The following is an 18,703-nucleotide window of genomic DNA, read 5'->3' as shown; positions in this document are numbered from 1 at the left end:
TACTCAGATTTCAATTTTTATGTCCCGTATTTTACCTACCAGATAGCGAGCGAGTCCGCCACGAAGACTATTGTAGATGTATCCTTGCAGAAATCCATAAACAAGTCGATTGTAAATAGGAGCTTTCTTCTTTGTCTTTCTGTTAGGTTCTTTGCCGCGGTATTGCATGTCCAGATATCGGATATATATAGGATATGTAAGGGTAAGGGTAGTTGCATTGTCCTGAGAGGTGACGATGTAATTTCCGCCGATAGAATCAGCCAGATGTCCCGATTTTCTGACAGAAGGCTGATTGGCGACACGCTTCTGTCGGTCAGTTAGCTCTTTCGCTGCCTTACCGAAGGTCTCGGGTACGTTTATTACATATATATTATCGGTAGTTACCATACGGCTAAATTAGCCGTACGCAGGGGGGTGATAAAGGACAAAAAAAGCCTTACATTTCTGTAAGGCTTTTAAGTGATTGCTAAAAAATAATAATTAACCAAACAAGCTTCTCAGCTTTTTAATAAGTCTAAATAACCATGTTCTACAGAGTAGTTTTCTAAAATCTTCGGTGTACGATCGCTCTTTGGCGTAAAATGCTTTATCGATCGATATATCGCTATCCATCGGATATTCTTTTCCTGTATTTTCTTCCACATCGATAAGGAAGCCGGTATTACACCATCCTATCTTACCCATAGCATTACGCACACGGGAATAATCGCCTTTGCGATCGAGCACAAAAACGACTTCGTTGCAGGTACAAAAAGAAACTCTTTTGGTACGGCCAAATGGTGAAGGCCATAGGTTCACTTCCTTTACGTCGTAGCCGTCAACAACAGTGTTTATTTTCTTTAGCATATAGGTTAAATTTAGCTGTTGCAATATACGAACATTAAACAAACTACACAAATATGTGTAGTTTAAAGCAAAGAAAACCGCCCCGATTATCGCAACCAAAGCGGCATCTAACAACACAAATCAACGAAAAAAAGTAAAACAAAAACAATGAAAAAAGTAAAGGGCTTATTTTCCTCCCAGCATATCAAAACCTTGTCGGCGTATGATAGCTGTCCATCCATAGGAAGGAACATTCTCCGACGCCCACGGCGTGATTATATGATCGGCCTGAAAGTTTTTTAACCAAGGGATGCAACGCTCTTCATTTATCATAAAATGACGGATATCGCAAAGGAGGCTCAAAGCCCTGTTTGCTTTTATAGCTCGTTCGGCAAGATCGTTATTACTGTCGCTGCTCGGATAAGCTACCGTAAAAGCGATCAGGAACGATTCGCGACGGTTGTTTATATGGTCCATTTCATTTTCTATCTGCCCGTAATCGACAAACAAAAAGCAGTCCGAAAATGAATTAAGACTCGTTATAACAGCTTCCTTGTCTACACCGAACACATAATTTTTGATCTCCGGAAAAAGCGATTGATTCGGAAGGGCATTTACCTCCTGCATCCAATCGTTATACTCCGGCATATCGCTACGTCCGTTTGTAAATAGTTGCAATACGCCTTCTTTCTGCGGAAAGCGTGCAAAAAACATAAATATATCTTTAACCAGGTTTACCATAAAGCGATAAGTTATTATATGATTTTCTGAATAGTATCGAAATCCAATCCTGTTTTTTCGGCTATATCGGTAATCTTCATTTCTGCGCTATGCATGGTGCGCACGGCGTCAATTTTTTTCTTACGCAATATTTCCAGATATTCGATAAGCGACATCTCCCCTACGGTGTGTATATCGCCGTACCCATCTTCCGACAGGGTATATATACCGTCTTTGAGACCGACTGATAGTTTATTTCTTTGCAGATCCTTTGTATTTGTTTTCTTCCACAAAATGCTGAAATGTGTTTTGGTAAACAGAAACAGCACAAAAGCCTGAAAACAAAGCGCCACAGCTTCGAGCACAGCCACAGGGAGCTCAGCAAACAGCGAAACATTATCGTGAGCCCACTCCGACGAATAGCCCGCCGGCTGATAGAGCGTAGCGGCCAACAATGGCAATAAGCTACGGTTTTTCTCTATACCGTTCAGGCACTCGGTAGCATCTACATACTGACGGGCAGTAAGTGATGTAGACAACTGATCGCATAGCGTGTTGATCGTATAGCCGACACATGAAACCTTGCCGATGGTGATAGTAGGCAAGAGCTGTGCAGCAAAACAGCCATCGATCACGTATTTGTAATCGCAACGGCGAAGCAATCGTACCTCGGGTGTATCGGGCAGATATTTAGGTTCGGTCTTCAGCGCTTCTTTACGCAGCTCAGCAGACAGTCCATTCCAAAGTTGGTCAGGATATTTAATATTGAAAATAAATGTGATTTTCGACATTAGGATATACAGGTTTTGCGCAATGGTATCTTTATGCCGCGCAGGGACATACGACATATCGATATCGAGCACATAGACAACAAACCGCAGGCGCACATCCGAAACCGAAAGCAAACCCGCAGCATAATCCTGCAACAATCCAGACAGATACACAAATTCATCAGGCGACAGGGCATCCCAGCTATTCGGCAATGAATAAGGCTTGCCTTTAATCTCGATATCTATTTTTTTAGAGCATTCCATAGTACTTGTTTTCTTCTTCATTCAGGTTAGTACCCACATTCACATCTATAGATGTATCGGTGAGTGCAATATCGATATTGCTTAACAACGACTGTGCGTCGCCCAAAAAGTCGGCGGCCAGGCTGCTGATGGCTTCACGCTCGGTATTCCCGTTGCGAGACAGGGTATTATCGTCAAAGTAATTTCGCAATGTTGGCGGCAGCTCTATAATATCAAATTGCTTGAGTGTGCGAGCCAGTATGGTATACACAAGTGCCGTATTCAGGTTGGGAAGCAGATCGGTACGGTCAGCTATTTTCTCATAGTATGAGTTGAACGTTAGCAGCAGTTCTTTCTTTTGGATAGGCACGGTACGGATGAAATACAGGAAAGAGCTGTCGATATGATAATACGACTCGAAATCGAGTACCGTTTTTATCTTCAAGTCTTTCATCTGTTGTGCTATCCATGTATTTTCCCAGTCATAAGATGGCGTACTGCTGATAATGGCAAGAAGAGAGTCCATCGCATTGTAATAGTTGTCTATATACTGGCGTTTGATGGCTTCGAGCTCATACTTATAGGTATCGCTTTTCTTATTTTGACGGTTAGTGACAGCGATAAAGATACTCTCACCGTACATAACACGGTTAGCCCATGCCGAACGTAGATATAAACGTGCATCGGTATCCGATTCGGCGACTATCATATTCCATATATTTTCGGATATAATGCCCCGGATCATCTTTCGAACCGAAACGGCCGAAGCATTAAGCGCCTGAAAGGTAGCACTACTCTCTACATTGGGCGCAGAATCTCTAAATTCGGCGAGATTCAAGAATAATTCGTTTAGTATATAATTCGGCATGGGATAATTGTTTTTTAAGAAATACGTTGTCTATACAATATAGAGTCTACATTGATATAAAGTCCACAGGTTTTATTAGGGCAAATAATATAATCACCGTCGCGCGGATCTGATTGAATATCGGATTTATCATATATAAACTCGCAGCAGCAGCGACTACACGTACATCTTTTTCGAGATACTTCTTTTAAGTCTTTACCTTTTTTTAGTATTTCCATAGGTTTATTATTTTATGCCTGCGGTGCATCCAGGCGGTTATTTTGTGACACTTCACTTTGACGGCTCGGTATATCGCGATAAAAGCCTATGCGGTATCCGTCGTTATATTTTTGCGGGAAGTTTACTTGCAATGCGTAGTTAAACGCTTCGCTACATATTTCGTCATCGGACGTAAGCGACGACAGGTAGACGATATAGTTATAATACACGTCGGCTCCCGACTTGGATATAACACCATTCTGAGAGATACCCGTAATAGAAGGATCGAGCCCCATAGACGAAACGAGTACATTATCTACACGCTGATCGTAAGCGATCATTGCCTCGATATATTCCTTATATTTCATATCGATAGTCTCGAAACGCCAACGCTCTTCTTCCTTGGCCGATGTGCGGAACGAATACGAAACGAAGCTTTTGCCCTGATTGCTTTTTCCAGAAAGAAACTCTGTGGCTTTCTTTATTTCAGCGTTCATATAGTTTATAAGGAATGCTTCACTATAATTCGTACCTACATCGATACCGTTATAGGTGAGTAACGCCTTGCTATTGGCTTTACGCTGCTTATTCTCTTCACATATAGCTTTAATCTGGTTACGCTTCGATGCAATCCAGGCATCAGGAATAATGATATGTATCTTTGCCGATAGCGAATTTTTGAGGAAAGAGTTGATATACTCGGGGCTATCATTGGCTCCGCGTATCCAGGGTTTCGTACCTTCGTAGGTCTCATTGCATCCGTAGAAATCGCCTACCGACGTTTGCCGGTGATGCGAAATAGCTGCATACTGATAGTTTTTTACTTCAGCAATGTCGAAACGCGGATACACCTTAAACTTGGTTGTAGCCAATCCCCAGTTACCGAAAGCGATATAACGGAAATCTTTGTAGGTAGGTATATCCTGGGCAGCGTCGAACGATTTGGAAGTGGCCAGGCGACAATGTTTGTTTTCTACAAGTTCGAGGCCTGTGATCGGCAGACCGAACCCGAACTGAGAGCCTATAGAGAAACGATGTTTTGTAAAGTAATCGTAAAAGGTGTAGAAATGGCGTATAACATTGCGCCCAAAATCTGTATACGAAGACTCTATACCGTTCTTTTGCCACGATTCGAGCCAACTGAATACTTCGGGATCACGAAACCATTTGCGCTGAAGCTTACCTTCGGTATCGGTGGTGATAAAGTAACCATGTGGTCCAAGACCATAGAGAAACTTTACTTGCTTGTCTATCAATCTCGGGTGCAAGCGGTTGCGCTTGATGGTATACTCCTGCTCTTCACACTGCAAGTTATGATCGCCACGGGCATATACGTTATATCCCTGAATATTGAGCCATCGTGGTATTACGGGTTGCATTACCGCACGTTCGAAACCCGGATCGTTCAACACCGAGCTGCCCATCGGGCGATCGCCCAACTGAAACGATAGGACGGTATCTTCGGCTACCGAAAGTCCGTAATTGCCAAGGTAAGATATTTCGCTCATACAGATTTTACTTTTCTTAGTTTAAAGTTGTCTACAGCAAACCCGATATAGCGTACAAGCATCCTGTAACAGGCCTTCGGATCTCCCTTTTCGTCGGCATACAGAAAGAAATTATCGCTGTCTATCGCAAACTTATCTTTAGGCAGTTGCGAACGAAACGTACAATTTTCTTTTGTCACAAGCTTTGCCGATGCTTCGCCCTTCGACCGTGAATAAGGGAAGAAAGCAATCGTAAACCTGTTTTGAGGCTCGGGAAGCTGCGATACTTCACGTGCCAGGCGTACGGCTTCGGATATGCTGATTGTTTCCATACAGCGAAAATAGAAGTTCTGTATGCGGAGCGAAAGGACAAAAAATCAGTTTAGAATATACCGATTTAGAATAAAAATGCGAATGATCGCCATATATGTATATACGTGCGCGAAAGTTTACGTACGTCGAAAAAAAATTTTTTCGTTTTATAAAAAGGTGTTTTTTACGACCAACATACCAACACGCCAACAAGAGAGCCGATTCAGAATAAAAATGCGAATGATCGCCATATATGTATATATACGCGTAGGATTTTTTCGGCGGCGGAAATTTTTTTTCGATTTGTTAAAATAAATTAAAAAAGTGCGCCTACCTTCACAGGCAAACGCACCGGCTAAAATCAATAATATAAACATATTAAACACACACGGAATATTTTTATTTTGTAGCTCTCAAAGAATCCAGGTCTTTTCGTAGCATGTGGTTTTCGTGCAGCATCTGAAATATTTCGTTCTTAGATTCGTCTTCAGACATGTCGCCGCCTATCTTGAATAGCAAATCAGAAACTTTGTCCAGGTGATCTACATACATCGATATCGCATCGTTATTGTCATTTTGCAGCTCCTCAAGTGCCTCTAATACCTTCGTTGAGAAGTTTACTTTTGTGTTCAGTATTGCACATTTAGCCATTTTCGCCCCCTTTCTCCGGCTTGTTTTGCCGAACAATGATTTCTATTGTATACTTGCTGCCTTCGAATATATGCGTATCGCAAAGGCTCGATTTGGTACGAAAAAGCCTGAAATGTTCGTTCGGATCGAGCCCATTTTCGACGCTATGTATGCGCCTGATGTATCTGAAGTACGAGAGTATATAGGCGATCATAGAACGAAATGCCATGCCCTGGTATGTAGGCGCGGTTTTTGATTTGGTATTTTTAGTTGCTGTTTTCATAAGTATGTTATTTTGTTTTGTTGTCTATTATCTCATAATTTTCAGGATAAACCACACAGTTTTGTGTAAATCCGTTGTAGTAAGTATCGAAGAATATAGCTCCGTTTTCTTTTCCGGGTGGCGTATGGATTTTTATCACATCGCCCGCCTCTAATCCCAATCGGGTTAATTCCCAGTCTAATACACCTGTAAGTTTTATCATAATATCAACTTTTTACATTCAAAATCAGATAGTCCATAAACGATACAGGGGTATAAGAACATATATCTTGAATAGCTATACGCTTTCCGTGCAAATAAATTCGAACGTCTGTTATACCCTGAACGAAAGCCCGATATAGATAAGAGTAGGCGTGCAATACTGTGTTTTGTAGACATGTACCTTTTATATTATTAGTCACAGATCGCCCGCCCTTGGCGAAGGCTATATCTATTTCTCTTAAATCTACGCTATCAGGTTGCACCGACGATACAGGCGATACGGGTATATCTTTATTTGCTTCTATTTTCGATGGAGTCGATACGGTCGTTATCGACAGATCCGCACACCGCAGGTCGCCCCGCTCTATCGATGTGGCCGATATGGTTATTATCTTATCCTTATACCTGTCGTTGATAGCAAAGTCATGCCAGTCGCCCCCGGGCATCGCCGTAAAAGGTCCTATATATTTTACTTCTATTACGCCGTGATTGGTAGCGTATAGATAATTAATTCCGATGGAAAGTGTTGAAGTTGTCATAGCTGTAATTTTATTTGTTAACGAAAGCAACGACTTTACCGGTTACAGACTCATGCCGGCTAATCCAAGTAATACCGTATTTTCGCAAATCTTCCCTATGGCTTTCAAGAACTGCATCGGAATAGCCAGGCAAATAACTATCCCTAAGCTTATATCTATCTGGTTTTCTGTAACGACATGCAAAATCTTCTAAATTAGTACAATCAGAAACTATATACTTTTCAAAAAGACCGTATATAGTTGTAGTTTTCTTTATAGGCGTAACACAACTCTCAACTGCACGCTCAAACATTGTTGTACTTTTCTCTACACCATCATTCATATATGTAAAATCGTACATTGTATATCCAGAACCTTCGTAAGAACCAACATAAGTAACTTCTAATACAGTTTCGCTATTCATTTGGTAGTTATACCTTGACCCTATTTCTAATTCCGTTGTTTTCATAACTGTAAAGTATTATTTGTTAGTTGGTAATGGAAAAATAAATTCGTTACGGTGTACCGGTTCGTGATCAGACCCAACGTAAAACAACCCATTAGCAATACCCTTCACTTGCTTTTTGCAGTTGTAATAGATATCAAATACGTATTGCCCGACAGAAGGGATTTTTATTTCATCTTCTTGTGTCTTTTCAACGATCACACGATCAGGACTAACCGAGAACCAATAACAATCTATATCGAGATATACACAATCTCCGTATTTGTCAGGAGTATGAAATCCTAATATTGTGTGACCCTCAAATTTTACGCCGTAACCATTTATGAATGTTACTTTCTGACCTACTTTCAAATCTACGCCCGGAAGACTAGTTAAAACTTCTACATTCTTGCTTTTCACCCAGTTTTTGAACTCCTTTGCGTGTTCTGCATTTCTTTCTTGTCTGCTATTTAATTCCGTTGCTTTCATATCTGTTTATTTTTATTGATTTTTCGAACTATTTATTTTTTATTGATAATGTTAGCGATAGCTAAAGAGATAGCCGATACGGCTAGTAATCCCATAAATGACTTTTGTTCTACGATACCGAAATCGATAGAAAAGATCATTGAAGACAAAGCTGCGACTAAAGTGATGATACCGACTAAAAAAAGAATTCGTTTCATGATGTTTATTTTTTATTGATTTATTATTATGACACAAATGTAAAGCTATCACTTTTCAAAAACAAATAAAACGAATACTTTTTGCTTTACATTAACATTATTTATGATAACCTATAGCTTTACAAAGCTATAACTATGTAAATTTGCAATGTATTAACAATGTATATCTATGGGTTTACGGATAAAGGAGCTAATAAAAGAAAAAGGTCTATCAATTAATGAGGTGGCTGAAACGATGGGAATATCACGGGTTGGATTATCTCAGCACATAAATGGCAATCCATCGGTTGAAGTATTAGAGCGTATAGCGAATGCTATAGGTTGCAACATATCGGAATTATTCACAAAAACAAAAGAGGGGGAAATAATAGGTATTGTTCGATACAACAATAGACCTTATGAAATAAATTCAATAGAAGACATAAAAAAAATATTAGCTGAAATAGAGGATAATAAGAAATAATTCATAGTTTCACATAAAATTTAAGTGAACATGAAAGACTATTATTCTATATTAGACATATCACGGAAAACTACAACAAATGAAATATTAGCTGAATACATCAAAAAGTCTCATTATAATTATAATATAGGGTATACAGATTACGATAACATGCGTGAGCTAGTTCGAATTAATGATATTTTAGAAGCTAAAAATTTTCTAACAGATAGAATTAATAGACTAAAATACGACATAAAAAGATACGGTTTCTTCGAATATGTAGACACAAACTTTTCAAATCAATCTCAAATAAATGAATTTATAGATATACTAAAAATAGAATTAATTTCTCTTAATGAAGAAAAAGAGAAAAAAGATAAATTAATATCCAATTTAGAAAAAAGAAAAGAATCTTTATTATCAGAATTAATAAACGGTAAAATAGATGCTAGCGCTAAGCTAGAAATAGAAATAGGTAAAGTCTCTGATCTATTTTTAGCAAACAACAACTTAGAAAAAGAATTAACTAATATATCAGACCAATTAAAAAAACTAGCAGACCAATTAGATATTTGCGAAAAAGAGAACGAAAAATTAACAAAAAATCTACAAATAATAGACGATCAAAATAAAAGATTATTGAAAGTTGCAAAAAACCACAAAGAAAAAATATTTAAGATTGTTATTACTTTAAGTTTTTTCTTCATGTTCATAATATTATTGGTATATATAAACAGATGAAATATTTCATTGTACAACATTAGTTGTTAACTGTATAGCTTATGATAATACCTATAACAAGAATAATAACAAGTACGTATAGCACAGATAAATAAACAGAAGAATAATCTTTTTTATATCTCTTTTCAGATACAGGCCTTTTAGCTTCTTTGGTTTTTAATGTACTTTGATCCGATTTAACGGAATCATTCCCTGATATTTTTTCTCTCGAATATATACCAGTACCCGGAATACCTAAATTTTGATATATTCCGGACTTTCCAATATTCACACTAGCACCTCGGATACCGACAGTTACACTAGCACCTTTTTTGCTTAGATTAATATTAACACCAGGCATAAGTTTTACCCGTTTTCGATAAGAAAATCCCATAGTATTTTATACTTTTCAATAAAACTTCAACATTTACAAAGAGAGCGATCTACATACACTTTATTTCCTTTGCTGTTATAATAATAACATCCCCCTTTAGATCCTTTATACAAACTATGACCATTATATGTACCGCAGCCAGAAGATCCGTTATAATCATAATCAGAACTACCAGGGGCACAAGAAACAAATAAGAGTACTAATAGTATTGATAATAATTTTTTCATGGTATTTATTATAATTTATTATTTATTAGGAGCTTCTTTCATTAGTTTATATGCCCTATTGATCTTCTGTGCATCTTTCTCTTTTATATCTATATCTACATATCCATCAGTGGTGTATATCCTTAGCTTAGTCAAATAGCTATCTTTAGCAAATGCTTCGATATCACTACCATCGTATATACAACTAATACCTAGTATCCCACTCATAGATAAACCGGTAACGCCATCACCTTTGGCAGCAATAGCATAACTAATTGATGTAAGTGTTATAATAGAATTATCGGACATTTTAAACATTAGCTTCGACCCTTCTTTAATAGATAACATTTCACATGTTACCCACTTCAAATGGAAGGTTTCCACGCCGTCCAGGCTTATAAATCGAAACATTAAATTATCCTTACCTGTGAGACCATTACCAGTCTTAAACTTTTCCCAGTTAGTGTAAATTGTTTTAACCCCGGTAAATTCGTCTATCTCGTTTTTATCGATCTTTTGTGCACACATAAGAATAGGAAAGAAAACCAACAATACAAATAACAATCTTCTCATAGTCTTTTTATTTAAGTTTTTGTAAATGTATAAAATAATTAATATCCATCCTATAGTATATACCCTGGTTTATACACATCTACACGTTCACCGTCCTAACATAACCAACGATAGGCACCCGACTTCAAAAAAAAATGGTAAAGCCACCTATATATAGGGCCTTGTTTTTTAATGAAAAAAACTAGAAATGTTAAAAACGATCAATTTTTAACAATAATGTTAATTTTAACTTAATATCACATTTCCCGACCAAAACCCCTCTTGAATTGCACGACGACAAGTCAGCGTTCGCGGCTATTTTCTTTCGTGTAAAAATTTTTATTTTTTTTATTTTTCAAAAATAGGATTGATCTTCAAACATTTAATATTTGAACCGATGTAAACAGCCCCCTACTTTATGGTACGAAAACAATATTTTATAATGAAAAACAGGCTACATTATCGTGTTTTCAGGTAAATTATCAGGTATTGAGCTAAATTCGGACGGTAATAAGTGCCCATAGCGCCCATAATAGAAGTAAATAAGAGCTGATGGTAACTGAGTAGATCTACCAGCCTGCAACTTCATAGGAACTTTTTTCTCGGAAGACTTATCGAGTTCTATTTTTCCATCTGCGCTCTTCTTCATAGGGCTAAGCAGAATAGACGAACATAGATTAGGACACTGATTTTCGCAAATATAAGGACGTGGAAAAGCTGCAAATTTATTACTGAATATATAATCGAGTAGTTTCTTTTGCTGCCAATAGTATATAGTTGGCTGACCCTCGTTCATAAGCTCTACATAAAAACCGTATCGCTCCAGTTCTGCTTTTAACAGCCTGGCATCTGTAGTTATTTGTTCGAGCTCTTCTTTTGTTTTATTACCGGCACGGTCATAATATAGTTTAATTCGTTTGTTGCGGGCGTCATCACCAAAGAAATCATAAAAGTCGAGCGCCAGGTGTGTTTGATCGGCAGGAGAATAGCAAGTGAATTCTTTTATCGTACGTACCTCATGTCCGAAATTACGTTCTTGTGATACTGTTAGGCTTTGAAATTTACCGGGGTCGTATCCTAGCAACAATTCATCGTCCGGATTATAATATTTTAGATATCCCGCAGTGATACGAAACCCTCCCATGAGATCAACCTTTAGTAACATATCGTTTTTGTAACTATCACTAAACTGATGAACTTTTGGAACATAGTTTGCAAAGAAACGATCTACAACAGCACGTATACGTATGGCACAAATAGCCGTTAGAAACTCTTCCATATCCATCAATTCTAATTGTTGTTTGAAGAATCCCTGACCTAAAAAATTTTTATTTACCAAAGAGGATGCACGAATGTAAAATGAAGCCTTTTTACGCATATCACGAAGACGACCTTCCCAAAGATGCAATGTTTTTATAGCTTTTTCATATCTAGGGTATAAAGGTGTAAGTTCTGACATTTCGCGACGCTTAGATTTTACTTCATTCTGCATCCAATCGAAATGCATTTTTATAACCATTGCATCATTAACAGGTTTAGCCACAGAAGCAATTTCATTTATAAGATTCATATCCATATTGGTTTCATATTCCTCATACCAGTTATCTTCACCCAGATCGACACGAGCCGTATCGGATACCCCCGTTATACCTTGGTATAAATGATGGTTGCGAACATCACGATTGTCGCTACCACGAAGGGCAGGAAAAAGCCTTGTTTTTAGTTTTTCACCCTTATTGTGCTTCATTTCTTCAATAAAAGCATGCACACCAGAGCGCCCGGCTACAGAGTCAGGCTGATCAGAAGAGACCAATTGTAAGTTAAAACCATTACGAAAAACAATAGAATGACGGGCATTAAGAACAGGGTAACGTGGGCGTGAAAAATGTTTTGGTAATTTAGATGTTCCAATAACATAATCAACACCATCTTCAAGAATACATCGTTGTCCTGCACATATAGTTTTATTAAAATAAGAAATAAGGTTAGGCACAATATTAGTCAATAGAGCTGCGTACGTATTGTGCACAAGAAAAGCTAACTCTCGAGGCATAGCATCTGCAACTCGCAATATACGAGGCCCTGTTATTCCTTCAGTCTTACCACCACCACGAGCAATTTCTGCTATTAAAACATTGGGATCAATAAGAGCGGCACGCATTTGTGCCATATTCATATAGTAATCTTGAGCCCATTCGTATTGTTCATTCTCAATCATAATTTAATCGCTTTCAATTTCTTCGTAAGGTGTTTCAGGCAAGTCCGCATCTCTACGAAGTCTCTTCTTTTCTATTTCATCTATAGGCAATGAATCAATATGTTTTATATAAAAACCTTCATTGTTTTTTCGCGCAATTTCTTTCATAGATTTTGATTCAAATCCATAATCAACAAGAGAAATATCCGGAGATAAAAGTAACACAGGAACAAAACCAGTATTTAAACTTGCTGCAATACTTGATTTTTCACGGCATTCTTCGGCAGCTTTACGAAAGAGATATGCAGATTTGAAATCTTCGGCCTCAATAGCTGCTTTTGCATCATCTTCATATTTATTCGCAAAATCGATATACCAAACTTTATCTGAAACTATATTGTCAACATGGAAATACTCTAAGGCAGCATAAATACGCTCTTGACATGTTCGAAAAGAAGGTTTCTTACCAAACTTAGCAGCTATGCGCTTCATTAAACTTCTTGCAGCACTTGAGATATTACGATCTTTATCGTATTCCTCATAAGCCATAGATATTTCCTGTAACCATTGCTGTGTCTCAGGAGGAATACCTTCTGAGTTTCCCGTTTCGAGAAAATGAGCAATTATAGCCGGATCGAGTTTTGATAATATTTCGAAATGCGTCATAGCTTATTGTTTTCTATTACAGATTCAAATACGGCTTTCGTTTCGGTGTGCTTTTGCAGAAGAGCTTTATCCGTATCAAGTCTATCGATGCGTTTATCGCTGCGTAGATAAGATTCATATCGTGCAATATTGGCGCAACAAAGCTTGTATTCGTCCATAAACTTGGTATGATTGAGTATAAAAATTTCTTCGAGGCGTGAATAAACACTGCGGTGCATAATCAGCGGGTGTTTCTGAAGCCATTTTCCTGTATCGTTGAAAGATTGGAGTTCCCGAAAACAAAGAAGATTCCTGATGCGTAATTCTGCCAAATCTTTTACAGCCTTTTCAGTCGGCTTTTTATCGAGCAGTGCATCAAGAACCTTCATCTGATTGTGCGTATTTATTCGATCTGAATAAATAAGCGTAGCCGTTTTAATGTCATCGTCAAGATAGTTATACCACTTTATTTTCGGGTATTCTTCTTCTTTGAGACGCTTTTTTTTTCAACGGTAGCCTTATTGTTCAGATCAGTTTCTTTAACTGCCAATTCGGCCTCCTTTTCATTCAACAGGTCTTCTTTCTCGGACAGTTCAGTTTCCTTGTCATCCAAGTCTGATTCTTTGCTAAGTAACTCGTCTTCTTTTTCTTCGAGTTCCGACTGCTTTTCTTCTAGCTCTTCTGATAGATTCGTCTTAACAGCTTCTTCTTTTGCTTTTTTATTAGCTTCAGCAGCAGCTTCAGCTTCTTCCTTCTCTTTTTTTGCATTTTCACGAGCAGAAACAGCCTCGGTTGTTAATTTTACATGATATTTTTCGCTATCAACTGCAACTAACTCAATTTCGGAAGGGAAAACATCTTCATCTACAGGCCAATCGAGTGTAGCAACTAACAAAAACAGACCGGCAGATATAATTTTGATAAACTCTTGAATATCTATACTCTTTTTCGGATCTGCTTTTTTAATATAATCAGCAAAGCGTTTTTGCAAGATCTCTTCCTGTGATTTTTGAAGTTTTTCCTTTGCAAATTTTCTACGGAAAGCTATAATATCAGTATTTGACGTTAGCGTCAGCAACTCATACAATACATTGTCAGCATATTTCTGTTCTTTACCTGAAGGCTTGACAAGTAATTCGTTTTTAGGGTCGATACTTGCCAACAATGCGAGGTCTGCTTCCAGGTGGGAAGCAGCTCGCAATTGGTTGTAATGACCTCTTTTTTCTCTATTTAAAGGCATAATTAAATGTTTTTATATTCGACCAACCTCTATAAGGGTATTAGCGTCAAACACTTTCAGATACAGCTCTTTCGTTTTAGAGGCTGTCCATGTAGCGCCATCGACAAGCAAGAAAGGATCACCATCGGCTACAGTAGCCGCATTTGTAGTTCCGTCACCAATCAGGGTAATAATACGCCCTATATCGGCTACCGTAATACCCGATATAGCAGATATCGCATATGTAGCGGAAGTGCCATTTGGTAAAATATATCGATTGTTTCCTGCAACGATAGCCAAAGTGGTAGCTCCCGCAGTAAGCGTAATTGGATTTTGACGAATGATATCACCGATATAAGTCCAAGGTTGCTGTATTGTCTGTTGGGTAAACGTAAATGTAACAGATCTGCTTTCAGCATCATTTTTATTATCGTATGTACTTAGCGTTACAGCCTTACAAGGATTACCTATACCTTGCATAATTCCGCTTTCACATTCCTGATATATAATAACAAACTTGGTTCCGGCATATTCTTCAATAAAATTAAGAAGCTCGGCACGATTACCACCCATAACAAGCGTAAACGTATTCGTTCCGGTAATTGTAATAGCGTTAGCCTCTTTGGTACCATTACCTAAAAATGTAGGGATTGTATGTGCCTCGAAATAGTGCATAAACTTACCGGACTTCATCGGTATAGTCGTGACCTCTCTATTTACATTCATAGTAGGGAATGGAACAGTATCGTCAATATCGGATACGGGTATAAGCCATACTTTATGTCCTATCGCATTAGGAGATGTATGCCGGTCGCTAACATCGTTAATAGATACCATAGCACACATTGCCAAAGATCCTGTTCCGGCTGTAACAATTACATTTTTTACGGCATTTTCGGGTTCAGAAAATGCGCCATAAGCAGCAAGTAATCCAAAAAGAAGTCCTATCATCAAGATTGCAGACTTAAATAAAGATGCTTTCCTTGCTTTTTCTTTTTTGGTCACATAAGACATGTGACTATCTAAATTAAATTGTCTCATAGATAAATATTTTATGAAATATTGTTTCGTTATGGAATAAAAGCAGGAGGCCGAAGCCTCCAAGCTTTCATCTTCGATTATCGTACACCCGGAACATTCGGTTGCAGTACCGCATTTATCGTGCGAGTACCACCGACCATACGTTCGAGTTCTAAGAATTTTGTTTTATCTGCATTCAGAACAAGCATTATATAATCGCCTACAGCGGTAGGTGTATACGCAGCCGTAATTTCAGAGAATTTGCCTGACTTAGCTATTGTAGTAGCATTTGTAAGACTTCCACACTCAAACTTATAACCAACACCCAAACGTGCATTAGAAATATCAGTGAGCGCTTTAGCTGCTGTATTAGCCTGCGTAACAAACCAGAACCCTGTTGCACCATCTATAGTCGTAGCATCGGCAGCAACAAAAGCAGCCGGCTTATTCATAAATATGCGTTGACGCAGGAATTTGTTATTATCCAAGTCGGTCTTAGAATTAAACTTCATACCTACAAAAGAAGCGGCAGTTCCTTCTTTCCATACAGACCAGGCCTTGTATGTTTCCATTGCGCGCTCAAACTGAAGAGCCAACATTTCACCCGGCATATATTCTATACACTGTAAGTTACCAGGCTCTTGTACCAAAATCAACGGCAAAGTACCTAAGTTCGGTAACCAAACGATAGGTGTATCGATATCCGGAACTTTCGCCATCATACTGTCAGGTCCTGTAAAGTCAAGATCCTTTCCGTATTTGGCACGACAGTTCTTTTTCCACCAAAGTTTGTGATTGTCGTTCAGGATAACAACAAGCTTATTGAAAGGAACCGTATAGTCTTCGGTAATGGCAAGTTTGATATCTTCAAGCATATCCTGAACGGTTTCAAGGAATGTGCTTTCGTCATATGCCATATAAGAATCATCATCGTGAAGTTTCAATTTAAACTCATGTGCATAGCGGATAAGGCTATATACAATACCTGTAGAAGAGTTTAGGTAGTGACCGGCTTTACCTGTTTCGGGAGCAACGTATATACCCATGATACGACGATGGTTTTGTTCGCTGATAGCCTGAGTCATCACGTTAAGTATCTGCCACTCGATCAAAGACCACTTCATAGGATCTGAACCCTCAGTATTCAAGTAACCGATATACATCCGTTCGATCTCTTTCATCGGTTTGAATTTCAACTTGATCATCGCGTCATCTACATACGCTAGTTCAGGTTGAAGTTCCATTTTACCTTTATAGATCTCACCTTCTTGCCAAGCTTGAGAAACAGCATCGAAGAAAGCCGAGAACATTACTTCGCGATCCTGGATGCCATAACGGCGAGGGAACACGTCGTAAATATTATACATGGTAATCAGGCGAGCGATGAGAGCATCCTGACGGCGCACTAAATAAAAATCGGGAAGATTGGCTGGATCGAGACCTGAATAATCGTTGGTGAACGTCATCAAGCGTTCAGCGTTCAACATATTATTGTTCTTGAGATACGCATAACGTTTCTTCAAGCTATCGCCGTACGTTTCGAACTCTTGTGTACACGCTTCTATTTCCTGTTTTGAAGGATCAGGATTCTGTATAGCATACGAAGGATTGGCTGCAATTTTGTTCCAACGTTTCTCTAGGGAGAACATCGGGTGTGCAATACCCAGGAAATGCGTTTTGTCGGTTCCGGGACCATTGATATTCAGAGAAGGCTTAATTTCATCTTCGGGCTTATCTCTGTTTGCCTTAGCGGCTAAACCCTCGATAGCTATAGCCATTTTCTCAACGATAGCAACCGGGTCGATATTGTCTGAAGGTTTTGGAGATCCTTCATTTTCAGATTGAGGGTTATCGCCACTATCAGAAGAAGACTCAGGCATTACCCTGTTTGCAATAGCAAGTATTTGCTTTTTTTGCTCTTCTTCTTTCGCCTTGGCATCATTCTTTTCTTTTAATACTGCTTTGAGATCAGTATTAAAATCACATCCAGGATTTTGCGTATTGTATTCCTGGGCTATATTTTTCCAATCATCATCCGACAACTGATCAGATTCAGCCTTATCAGTAAGGTTAAGTTTTTGGAAAATACCTTTTAGAGCTTGAATAAAATTTGGCATTTTAATATATTTAAATGTAAGACATAAGGGATTTTCGGTTCCTTTGGAGTTGTGCCCATTCCTTGCCCATCGTATCGGCTTCGTACAAGGCTTCTTCGAAAGTAGTTAGGCCGTCTATCAGTTTATTATCGATAGCAGGCGGAGAGGCATAATAGGATTCACCCCGGAATACGGGATCATCGTCGGGAAGATCGTTTAATTGTGGACGGGCAGCACGCACAGCAGCTTCGAACTGCTGTTGGAGCGGATCTAATTCCTCACGGATAAATTGTTCCGGCTTTCCGTTGTATAGATCTTCGTATTTTTTGTTTTTAAGGTCTGATTTTGTAGCTACTTCGCGAATACGTTCAATACCGAGTTTCTCGAAATAAGGCATAAAGTTGAGACTATCGATCAGCGTACCGATACTGCCTATGAGATCGTTTTGGGTAGATGCCTTTATAGTAGCGCCATGTACACCAATATAATAAGCTGCACTGGCAGCAACTTTTTCTACAAAAGAATAAATTGGTTTCTTTAGAGACTGTAAAGTCTCGGCCACCCGATCCATATACCAGGCTTCGCCCCCTCCCGACTTGATATGCAGAAAGTGAGCATTAACCATCGGATTAGCTTCGGCGGCTTGCAGATCCTTTACAAATTGTTTAGAGGAAAACCACCAACGCGAATCGGATAGTATCATTCCCATAATGGGATAATAAGCAAGTGACCCCGGAGTTACTTCTTGCGAAGCGTAGTCTGTGGTGACGTGTATTTCTTTTTCCTGGGTAATAGGATTGACAACACCGAAAATAGAGGCTACCTGAGTCTTATAAGAAGGAAATTGTTCTTCGGTAACATGTGCGACATCGATAAATTTCATTACCGACACTAATGCGGAAACTATTTCGGCTTCGTTGCAATAGAATCGCGCAGATGGAGAAGAAAGAATGGATACAAGTTGTGTATACGGATTCATACGCTGTTATTTACACACAAAAGTGTGCAAACAACAGCGGTATGTAA

25 protein-coding genes are annotated in these 18,703 nt (G+C 38.6%); 2 read left to right on the top strand and 23 right to left on the bottom strand.

What is annotated here, in order from left to right; all coding sequences use genetic code 11:
* Nucleotides 1-3: 3 nt before the first annotated feature.
* The 14 genes from BGO84_RS02905 to BGO84_RS02840 all read right to left on the bottom strand — a co-directional run bounded on the left by BGO84_RS02905 (nucleotide 4) and on the right by BGO84_RS02840 (nucleotide 8,186).
* A complete protein-coding gene (locus BGO84_RS02905) occupies nucleotides 4-387 on the bottom strand; it encodes a hypothetical protein (protein ID WP_291027497.1) in 384 nt (127 codons plus the stop codon).
* Nucleotides 388-480: 93 nt separating this feature from the next.
* A complete protein-coding gene (locus tag BGO84_RS02900; RefSeq protein ID WP_291027495.1) occupies nucleotides 481-846 on the bottom strand; it encodes a hypothetical protein in 366 nt (121 codons plus the stop codon).
* A gap of 165 nt (nucleotides 847-1,011) precedes the next feature.
* Nucleotides 1,012-1,566, bottom strand: coding sequence for a hypothetical protein (locus tag BGO84_RS02895; RefSeq protein ID WP_291027493.1), 555 nt, complete (start codon nucleotides 1,564-1,566; stop codon nucleotides 1,012-1,014).
* Between the two features lie 14 nt (nucleotides 1,567-1,580).
* The gene (locus BGO84_RS02890; RefSeq protein ID WP_291027491.1) at nucleotides 1,581-2,600 is read right to left on the bottom strand and encodes a hypothetical protein; all 1,020 of its coding nucleotides are present in this window, start codon (nucleotides 2,598-2,600) and stop codon (nucleotides 1,581-1,583) included.
* Nucleotides 2,566-3,426, bottom strand: coding sequence for a hypothetical protein (locus tag BGO84_RS02885; protein WP_291027489.1), 861 nt, complete (start codon nucleotides 3,424-3,426; stop codon nucleotides 2,566-2,568). The genes BGO84_RS02890 and BGO84_RS02885 overlap by 35 nt, the downstream gene beginning before the upstream one ends.
* Before the next feature lie 230 nt (nucleotides 3,427-3,656).
* Complete coding sequence (locus tag BGO84_RS02880) at nucleotides 3,657-5,132, bottom strand: hypothetical protein (protein WP_291027487.1); 1,476 nt, start codon at nucleotides 5,130-5,132, stop codon at nucleotides 3,657-3,659.
* Nucleotides 5,129-5,443, bottom strand: a complete 315-nt coding sequence (locus BGO84_RS02875; protein ID WP_291027485.1) for a hypothetical protein — start codon at nucleotides 5,441-5,443, stop codon at nucleotides 5,129-5,131. Before BGO84_RS02875 ends, BGO84_RS02880 begins: the two co-directional genes overlap by 4 nt.
* A 379-nt stretch (nucleotides 5,444-5,822) precedes the next feature.
* A complete protein-coding gene (locus BGO84_RS02870) occupies nucleotides 5,823-6,074 on the bottom strand; it encodes a hypothetical protein (RefSeq protein WP_291027483.1) in 252 nt (83 codons plus the stop codon).
* Nucleotides 6,067-6,336: a hypothetical protein gene (locus BGO84_RS02865; protein ID WP_291027481.1), complete on the bottom strand. Its 270-nt coding sequence runs from the start codon at nucleotides 6,334-6,336 to the stop codon at nucleotides 6,067-6,069. The genes BGO84_RS02870 and BGO84_RS02865 overlap by 8 nt, the downstream gene beginning before the upstream one ends.
* A 7-nt stretch (nucleotides 6,337-6,343) precedes the next feature.
* Entirely contained in the window at nucleotides 6,344-6,538 is a 195-nt protein-coding gene (locus BGO84_RS02860; protein WP_291027479.1) for a hypothetical protein, read from the bottom strand.
* 4 nt (nucleotides 6,539-6,542) lie between these two features.
* On the bottom strand, nucleotides 6,543-7,076 hold the full coding sequence (locus BGO84_RS02855) for a hypothetical protein (protein WP_291027477.1): 534 nt from the start codon (nucleotides 7,074-7,076) through the stop codon (nucleotides 6,543-6,545).
* Between the two features lie 10 nt (nucleotides 7,077-7,086).
* Nucleotides 7,087-7,524 carry a hypothetical protein gene (locus BGO84_RS02850; RefSeq protein WP_291027475.1) on the bottom strand — a complete coding sequence of 146 codons (438 nt, stop codon included), beginning with the start codon at nucleotides 7,522-7,524 and terminating at the stop codon, nucleotides 7,087-7,089.
* A 12-nt stretch (nucleotides 7,525-7,536) separates the two neighbouring features.
* Entirely contained in the window at nucleotides 7,537-7,989 is a 453-nt protein-coding gene (locus BGO84_RS02845) for a hypothetical protein (RefSeq protein WP_291027474.1), read from the bottom strand.
* Nucleotides 7,990-8,021: 32 nt separating this feature from the next.
* Nucleotides 8,022-8,186 carry a hypothetical protein gene (locus tag BGO84_RS02840; RefSeq protein ID WP_291027472.1) on the bottom strand — a complete coding sequence of 55 codons (165 nt, stop codon included), beginning with the start codon at nucleotides 8,184-8,186 and terminating at the stop codon, nucleotides 8,022-8,024.
* Between the two features lie 169 nt (nucleotides 8,187-8,355).
* Here BGO84_RS02840 and BGO84_RS02835 point away from each other — a divergent pair, with 169 nt between their 5' ends.
* Complete coding sequence (locus BGO84_RS02835; protein WP_291027470.1) at nucleotides 8,356-8,649, top strand: helix-turn-helix transcriptional regulator; 294 nt, start codon at nucleotides 8,356-8,358, stop codon at nucleotides 8,647-8,649.
* A gap of 30 nt (nucleotides 8,650-8,679) precedes the next feature.
* Entirely contained in the window at nucleotides 8,680-9,369 is a 690-nt protein-coding gene (locus BGO84_RS02830) for a hypothetical protein (RefSeq protein ID WP_291027468.1), read from the top strand.
* Nucleotides 9,370-9,388: 19 nt separating this feature from the next.
* Here the strand turns inward: BGO84_RS02830 and BGO84_RS02825 are convergent, their stop codons facing one another.
* The 9 genes from BGO84_RS02825 to BGO84_RS02785 all read right to left on the bottom strand — a co-directional run bounded on the left by BGO84_RS02825 (nucleotide 9,389) and on the right by BGO84_RS02785 (nucleotide 18,656).
* Nucleotides 9,389-9,742 (bottom strand): DUF4236 domain-containing protein, encoded by a 354-nt coding sequence (locus BGO84_RS02825; RefSeq protein WP_291027466.1) that lies wholly within the window; start codon nucleotides 9,740-9,742, stop codon nucleotides 9,389-9,391.
* 245 nt (nucleotides 9,743-9,987) lie between these two features.
* Entirely contained in the window at nucleotides 9,988-10,521 is a 534-nt protein-coding gene (locus BGO84_RS02820; protein WP_291027464.1) for a hypothetical protein, read from the bottom strand.
* A 433-nt stretch (nucleotides 10,522-10,954) separates the two neighbouring features.
* Entirely contained in the window at nucleotides 10,955-12,718 is a 1,764-nt protein-coding gene (locus BGO84_RS02815) for a hypothetical protein (RefSeq protein ID WP_291027462.1), read from the bottom strand.
* Between the two features lie 3 nt (nucleotides 12,719-12,721).
* A complete protein-coding gene (locus tag BGO84_RS02810) occupies nucleotides 12,722-13,363 on the bottom strand; it encodes a hypothetical protein (protein ID WP_291027459.1) in 642 nt (213 codons plus the stop codon).
* Nucleotides 13,360-13,731, bottom strand: a complete 372-nt coding sequence (locus BGO84_RS02805; protein WP_291027457.1) for a hypothetical protein — start codon at nucleotides 13,729-13,731, stop codon at nucleotides 13,360-13,362. The genes BGO84_RS02810 and BGO84_RS02805 overlap by 4 nt, the downstream gene beginning before the upstream one ends.
* A 77-nt stretch (nucleotides 13,732-13,808) precedes the next feature.
* Nucleotides 13,809-14,582 (bottom strand): hypothetical protein, encoded by a 774-nt coding sequence (locus tag BGO84_RS02800; RefSeq protein WP_291027455.1) that lies wholly within the window; start codon nucleotides 14,580-14,582, stop codon nucleotides 13,809-13,811.
* A 12-nt stretch (nucleotides 14,583-14,594) separates the two neighbouring features.
* The gene (locus tag BGO84_RS02795; protein ID WP_291027453.1) at nucleotides 14,595-15,602 is read right to left on the bottom strand and encodes a hypothetical protein; all 1,008 of its coding nucleotides are present in this window, start codon (nucleotides 15,600-15,602) and stop codon (nucleotides 14,595-14,597) included.
* A 77-nt stretch (nucleotides 15,603-15,679) separates the two neighbouring features.
* Nucleotides 15,680-17,698: a hypothetical protein gene (locus tag BGO84_RS02790; protein ID WP_291027451.1), complete on the bottom strand. Its 2,019-nt coding sequence runs from the start codon at nucleotides 17,696-17,698 to the stop codon at nucleotides 15,680-15,682.
* Between the two features lie 10 nt (nucleotides 17,699-17,708).
* Nucleotides 17,709-18,656 carry a S49 family peptidase gene (locus tag BGO84_RS02785; protein WP_291027449.1) on the bottom strand — a complete coding sequence of 316 codons (948 nt, stop codon included), beginning with the start codon at nucleotides 18,654-18,656 and terminating at the stop codon, nucleotides 17,709-17,711.
* Nucleotides 18,657-18,703: the final 47 nt, after the last annotated feature.

It is taken from the genome of Dysgonomonas sp. 37-18, assembly GCF_001899125.1.
GTDB lineage: Bacteria > Bacteroidota > Bacteroidia > Bacteroidales > Dysgonomonadaceae > Dysgonomonas.
Note: the sequence above shows the minus strand (reverse complement) of the source record. Positions and strands in the feature narration are given on the sequence as shown.